The organism is Paeniglutamicibacter antarcticus (assembly GCF_039544305.1).
GTDB classification, from domain to species: domain Bacteria; phylum Actinomycetota; class Actinomycetes; order Actinomycetales; family Micrococcaceae; genus Paeniglutamicibacter; species Paeniglutamicibacter antarcticus_C.
Genome location: NZ_BAABLK010000075.1, coordinates 1 through 6,280, shown reverse-complemented (window position 1 = coordinate 6,280; position 6,280 = coordinate 1). Strand labels below are relative to the sequence as shown.

Genomic DNA, 6,280 nt, shown 5'->3' with positions numbered 1-6,280 from the left:
GGATGCCAGGATAACCGGGACCAGATGCATCATCATGTCAGGCCTTCCCAAGAAGGGTGTTTCCCTGCCCTTACCTCAATGAGGCACGGATGGGCCTGGATCGACGGCTCCGGGCAAAAGATTCCTCTGGAAGGATCCATCGCCGAGGCCGCTGCCGTGGGTTGCCGGCCCGGGATACCTGGCTAGTAGAGGAACCCGAACACCCAGGCGGCCAGCGTCAGCGTGGTCAGTGTTGTGAGCACCAGCGAGATGAGGTTCAACCACACCCCGGCCTTGAGCATGTTGGAGATCTCCACGTAGCCGCTGGAGAAAGCGATGGCATTGGGCGGAGTGGCCACCGGAAGCATGAACGCACAGGTCGCCGCGATCGCGACCGGCACCACCAGGATCATGGGATCCAGGCCGAGCCCGACGGCCACGCCACCGATGAGTGGCAAAAAGGCCGCCGCCGTGGCGGTGTTGCTGGTCAGTTCCGTCAGGACCAGGACGATCAATGCGACGATCGCGACCAGGACCACGATCGGCAGGAACCCCAGCCCGCCGACCTGTTCGCCCACCCACTGGCTCAGGCCGGTGGCGGTGAATTGGGCCGAGAGCGCCAACCCACCGCCAAAGAGCAGCAAGATGTCCCAGGGCAGTTCCTTTGCGCTTCCCCAGTCCAACAACGGCGAGCCCTTGGTGAGGCTGGCGGGGACGATGAACAGCGCCAGGGCAACGCACATGGCAATCACGGCGTCTTCGATGTTGGTGTCCTCCCATACCAGCGGGACGGTGATCCAGGCGGCTGCCGCCAAGATGAAGACGATCAGCACCAGCGTTTCGCCACGGCCCATGGGTCCGAGCTTCCTGTACTCATCCGAAATCATCTCGCGTCCGCCGGGCAGCTCGGTGATCTCGGGCTTGAACATCACGAACGTGAGCAGGTACCACGCCAGGAACATGAAGAGCGCAGACATGGGCACGCCGACGAGCATCCACTGCCCGAACCCGACGTGGATGTCGTGGGCCTGCTGCAGGTAGCCCACCATCAGGGCGTTGGGCGGGGTGCCGATGATGGTCCCAAGGGAGCCGATGGAGGCGGAGTAGGCGATGCCCAGCATCAGCGCCACGCCGAATTTCGGCGGTACCGCCTTGTCTTCGCTCATCCGTGCGGTCAGTGCGAGCACCGACATGCCGATGGGCAGCATCATCACCGCGGTCGCGGTGTTCGAAACCCACATGCTCATGAAACCGGTGGCGATCATGAAGCCGACAATGAGCTGCCGGGGCCGGGTTCCCACCAGCAGGACGGTTTTCAGTGCGATGCGACGGTGCAGGTTCCAGCGTTGCATCGCCACGGCCAGCATGAATCCGCCCATGAACAAGAAGATGATCGGGTTGGCGTAGGGCTTGGCGGCGTCCCCGACCTCGGCGACGTTGAAGACGGGGAAGAGCACCAGCGGCAGCAGGGCCGTTGCCGCCAGCGGTATCGCCTCGCTCATCCACCACACCGCCATCATGACCGCGATCGTCGCGGTCAGCCGGGCGGGCTGGGCAAGATCACCGGGGAGGATGAGAAAGGTGAGAAGCGCGAGCACGGGACCGGCGAACAAGCCGATGCGTTTGCGCAGCAGGACTTTTCGATCCTCCCCGGATTCCCTGAGTCCCGGGGATATGTCGTCCTCGTGCGCGGCGGTGTCCGGGTCATCGGACGGGTCGGTGTCGGCAGGGGCGGGCGTGTTTGTCATGTCGTATCCCTTTCATGGGGTTGGCAGCCATGGACGGATTCCTTGATACCGGGCGGATAAGGGGTGGCTGTGGGTGGGTCGATTGGTTCCTTGGCTCCCCTTGGTTCGGTACCCTGGGCGACGCCAAAGAAGCGGCGCATCTCCTCCAAGACCTCGGTTGGACGTTCCTCGGGCAGATAGTGGCCGCAATCCAGGGAGCGTCCCGATACGTGCAACGCAACGCGCTCCCAGAGATCAAGTGGATTGAATAGGCGTTCAACGACCCCGTACTTGGCCCAGAGCACGCGGAGTTCGGGGCCAATCATGAGCCCCTGGGAACGGTCTGCCCGGTCGTGGACCAGATCGATGGTGGCCGCCGCGCGGTAGTCCCTGCAGGCACCGGATGCCCGTCGGACATCTGAGAAGCCGGCAATGTAATGCTCCAGCACCTCGGCGGGAAACGGAGACAAGCCGGCATGCCGGTTTCCCATGACGGCCTCGATGTAGGTGCGGGGATCAGCGGCAATCAGCCTCTCGGGCAGCGGCGCGTCCTGGATCAGAAAGAACCAGTGCCAGTAGGCGGTGGCGAAGTCGCGGTCCGTTGCCTCGTACATATCGAGGGTCGGGGCGATGTCCATCAGCATGGCGCCGGTGATGCTCTCCGGTGCGTCGGCCGCCAAACGCGCGGCGACCCGGGCGCCGCGGTCGTGGCCGGCCACCGCGAAACGATCGTGACCCAGGTGCTTCATCAGGGCCAGGGCGTCGCGTGCCATCTCCCGCTTGGAGTATCCGCTGTTGTCTGCTCCGGGATCAGGGCGCCCTGAATCACCGTAGCCGCGCAAGTCCGGTACCACCACGAAGAAGTCCCGGGTGAGACCAGGGGCCACACGATGCCACATCAGGTGGGATTCGGGGTGGCCGTGAAGCAGCAGAAGCGGTGGTCTTTCCGGATTGGGGCCCAGCTTGCCGCGTAGCTGCACGCCATTGACGCGGATGTCGAGATTGCGAAAGCCATCGAACATCCACGGACTCCTTCATCGGACATCGGCTAGGCGCGGTCGCTGCGTTCTGCGATCCCTTTGTCGCAATAGTAGGAGAGAAGCTGGCCCCCGGTAAGGGCCAGCATGTACAAGGTGTTCCCCGGGCCGGGAGAAGTACGTGGATCAACGCGAGGTTGCCCGGCAACAGGTGGGGGTCTTCGGTGTGTTGTGGCGACGGGGGAACCGGCTACTTCTTGCCGAAGAGACCGCCGAGGATCCCGTCCAAACCAATCCCTCCGGCGCCGTCCTGGCCGCCGGCCAAGGAGGGCGCGATCTTGGCCGGGAACACGATGACCACCGGGGCCGGCATCGGCCAGGTGTTTTGCACCGGTGTGCCCAGGTCCAGGCCACCGGGGGTCGCGCTGCCGAGCCTGGAGGCGAGGGCCAGCTGGTTGTCTCCCGGTGCGTGCTGGACGATCTTTTGGCCATCCGCGGTGTCCACGGCGTCGATGTCCACACCGCCGGAGAGCAGTCCAGCGTCATGCCGGGCGATTGCGGCGCAGAGCGGGTCGGCCACGCTGGGGGAGGATGCGTTGTTTCGCAGGCCGACGAGCAGCGAGAGCAGCGTCGTCGCGGCGGCGGCGCGTGCGGCGGCAGTATCGACGCCCAGCCTGGCACGCGATTGCTCCAACGGGCCCAGGTCCAGCAGTTCGTTGAGCTCGGCCATCGGGAGCTCCTGGTGATCGCGGGGGTGCGCGGAAATTGCGGCACTGGTCCCACCCTGTGGCGCAGATCACCTTGGCGGGTGTGATGGCAAGGACAAGAATCGGCGGATGGAGTATTTGTCGTCCATAATGGTTATGGCCGTGCTCGAAGCGGCAGCAACAACCCCGAAGCGAAGGAGCAACGTGCACTATTGGAAAGGCCTTGAAGCCGTACCGTCCGGCATCGGCCCGTCTGTAGTGACCATCGGAAACTTCGACGGGGTCCACCGCGGGCACCGCGAGGTGCTCGCCGCAGTGGTTGCCGCCGCCCGTGAGCGTCAGGCCAAGGCCATTGCCATCAGCTTCGACCCGCACCCCGCCCAGGTACACCGCCCGGAAAACGCACCGGAACTGATCATGGGGATCGAGGACCGCATCGAGACCCTCGCCGAGGAGGGACTCGATGGGCTGTTGATGATCCGCTACACCCTGGACTTCGCCAAGGCCACCGCCGAGGAATTCGTTGCCAAGGTCATCGTCGGCGCGCTCGGCGCGACCGCAGTGGTGGTTGGCCACGACGTGCGCTTCGGTGCCGGGAACGCCGGGGACTTCGAGACCATGGCGGAACTGGGCAAGCAATACGGCTTCGAGGTCATCGGGATCGACGACGTGGGGGAGCACCGCCGCTGGTCATCGACCTGGGTGCGCGAGGCGTTGAACCGCGGCGAGGTGGCAACCGCCGCCCAGATCCTGGGGCGCCCGCACCGGATGCGCGGCGAGGTAGTGCATGGGGCCGCGCGCGGCCGTGAACTCGGATTCCCCACCGCAAACCTTGACCCCGCAGCATCGGGCATCATCCCGGCCGACGGCGTCTACGCCGGATGGTTGCTGGACGAGGCGCAGGTGCGCTGGCCCGCTGCGATTTCCGTGGGCTCGAACCCGACATTCGAGGGTGTCAGCCGCCAGGTCGAGGCCCACGTGATCGACCGCCCCGCCGAGGGCGTGGAGGACTTTGACCTCTACGGGCAGCAGATCGTCGTGGAGTTCGTCGAACACCTGCGCCCGATGGTCGCCTACCGTGGCGTCGATGCATTGATCGAACAGATGCGCGAGGACGTGGAGCGCACCCGTACCGTCCTTCTAGATGCCTGAGTCCCCGGCACAGGACCGGGAAAAGGCCCCGCGGCCGGTTCCCGGTTTGCCGGCTCGTGCCTTCACCATGGATGCGGCGAGGCGCCGCGAACTGGCTGCCGCCTTCAAGGCCGGCGGCGCACACTACGATGCCGTGCGCCCCTCCTACCCGGACGCCGCACTGGACTTCATGGTCCCCGCCACTGCCCGTGACGTCGTCGATGTGGGTGCAGGGACCGGAATCTTCACCGCACTGTTGGTGGGCCGCGGCCTGGAGGTCACCGCGGTGGAACCATCCCAGGACATGCTTGGGGTGTTGACCGGGAGGTTGCCCGAGGTCGACGCCGTTCCCGGAACTGGGGAGGACACCGGGCTGGGGGAATCGAGCACCGATGTCATCACCTACGCACAGGCGTGGCACTGGGTTGATCCCAAGGCAGCCAGCGCCGAGGCCGCCCGGGTGCTGCGCACCGGTGGCCAGCTGGCCCTGGTGTGGAACCAGTTCGATGTCTCGATGCCCTGGGTGCACCGGCTGGCCCGGATCATGCACGCCGGGGACGTACACCGCCCGGATTTCATCCCGCCGCTGGGACCCGAGTTCCAGGGCCTGGAATCAGGGGCCTGGACCTGGGAGCAGTCGTTGAGCCCGGAGCAGGTCATCGAGCTGGCAAAGTCGCGCAGCTACTACCTGCGCGCCGGCGCGGCCACGCGTGCCCGGGTCGAACACAACCTGTCCTGGTATCTCTATGACCATTTGGGCCACAAGCCCGGGGTGCCGTTCGGCTTGCCGTACCTGACCCATGCCTGGCGGGCCCGGCTGCGCAGCCAGTAGAACGAGCCTCGGACCACTCCAATGCGGCGCTAAGGAGGTACGGAACCGGACCGCCGAAGCACCGAACCGATGTATGTTTCGGCCCTCATCCAGTCGCCGGATTCCGGAAGCGAAACCTTGAATGGCCCAGGGAACCGGTGCCCCGAGCGCAAACCCGTCTGCGTGGCGGGGACCGTTGGTGTGGACGGGGTTGTTGGACGCCTCGTATTTCCTGCTCGCGTTTTTGGGGTCGACGGTGCTGCTGTGGGTCCCGGTGGTCATCGGGGCATGGGGCGCCAGGAACCTTCGGGCTAACGAGAGGTATTGATTGCCGTTGGTTCCGTGCATTGGGGCGGTCGTGTTCTTCGTCTACCTTTTCGTGGTGTTCTCGATCGGCTTCCTGTCCAGCTAGGCCCACGGCGGATGCAGCCTCGTGCCGCAGGTGCCTGGCCACGGCGGGATGGACGATCGGAAACGAGTTGAAGAGGGATAATCGCTGACACCGCCCGTCCTCTTCGCGATCGCGAGGACCGGCGGGGTCGCCGAAAAAACCGTTCCGCGTGCGGAAACGAAGCTGCGGACCTGGCAAAACCATTGCGTTGGCCCGACACGGATGCTAATCCTAGAACATCGGATGCCCAGTGGCAGCCCGGCCACCTGAATCAAGATCCCCAACGAACCGACGGAGCAGCCATGACGATGAACGACGATGAGAAGCGGACCCTGGAGCATTGGAGCAACCGGCTCACGCAAGCCCTGCAGATCCTGGATCTGAAGGAAGAGAATGACCTGATCCTCAGGTTGGCGCAGGAATCATCGACGTCGGTGAGCCCGTCCTCGGGACCCATCAGCACGTTCTATGCCGGCTACGCCGCGGCCCTGGCTGCCACTAGCAGGCACGTTGATCCACAGGAGGCGGTCAAGACCGCCGTGGAAAAGATCATGAAG

Annotated in this window: 7 protein-coding genes; 4 read left to right on the top strand and 3 right to left on the bottom strand. The window is 65.1% G+C overall.

Annotated features, from left to right (window positions below; all coding sequences use genetic code 11):
• Positions 1–182: 182 nt before the first annotated feature.
• The 3 genes from ABEA12_RS15305 to ABEA12_RS15295 form a co-directional block, all read right to left on the bottom strand.
• Complete coding sequence (locus tag ABEA12_RS15305) at positions 183–1,727, bottom strand: SLC13 family permease (RefSeq protein WP_210101484.1); 1,545 nt, start codon at positions 1,725–1,727, stop codon at positions 183–185.
• Entirely contained in the window at positions 1,724–2,728 is a 1,005-nt protein-coding gene (locus ABEA12_RS15300; protein ID WP_210101483.1) for an alpha/beta fold hydrolase, read from the bottom strand. The genes ABEA12_RS15305 and ABEA12_RS15300 overlap by 4 nt, the downstream gene beginning before the upstream one ends.
• A 205-nt stretch (positions 2,729–2,933) precedes the next feature.
• Positions 2,934–3,413, bottom strand: coding sequence for a DUF937 domain-containing protein (locus ABEA12_RS15295; protein WP_210101482.1), 480 nt, complete (start codon positions 3,411–3,413; stop codon positions 2,934–2,936).
• Positions 3,414–3,594: 181 nt separating this feature from the next.
• Here ABEA12_RS15295 and ABEA12_RS15290 point away from each other — a divergent pair, with 181 nt between their 5' ends.
• The 4 genes from ABEA12_RS15290 to ABEA12_RS15275 all read left to right on the top strand — a co-directional run.
• On the top strand, positions 3,595–4,542 hold the full coding sequence (locus ABEA12_RS15290; RefSeq protein ID WP_210101481.1) for a bifunctional riboflavin kinase/FAD synthetase: 948 nt from the start codon (positions 3,595–3,597) through the stop codon (positions 4,540–4,542).
• Positions 4,535–5,353, top strand: a complete 819-nt coding sequence (locus ABEA12_RS15285; RefSeq protein WP_345468852.1) for a class I SAM-dependent methyltransferase — start codon at positions 4,535–4,537, stop codon at positions 5,351–5,353. The genes ABEA12_RS15290 and ABEA12_RS15285 overlap by 8 nt, the downstream gene beginning before the upstream one ends.
• Positions 5,354–5,474: 121 nt before the next feature.
• Positions 5,475–5,660 carry a hypothetical protein gene (locus ABEA12_RS15280; protein WP_210101480.1) on the top strand — a complete coding sequence of 62 codons (186 nt, stop codon included), beginning with the start codon at positions 5,475–5,477 and terminating at the stop codon, positions 5,658–5,660.
• A gap of 365 nt (positions 5,661–6,025) precedes the next feature.
• Positions 6,026–6,280, top strand: a 255-nt coding sequence (locus tag ABEA12_RS15275) for a DUF6457 domain-containing protein (RefSeq protein ID WP_345468850.1), incomplete at its 3' end; no start/stop codon positions are given.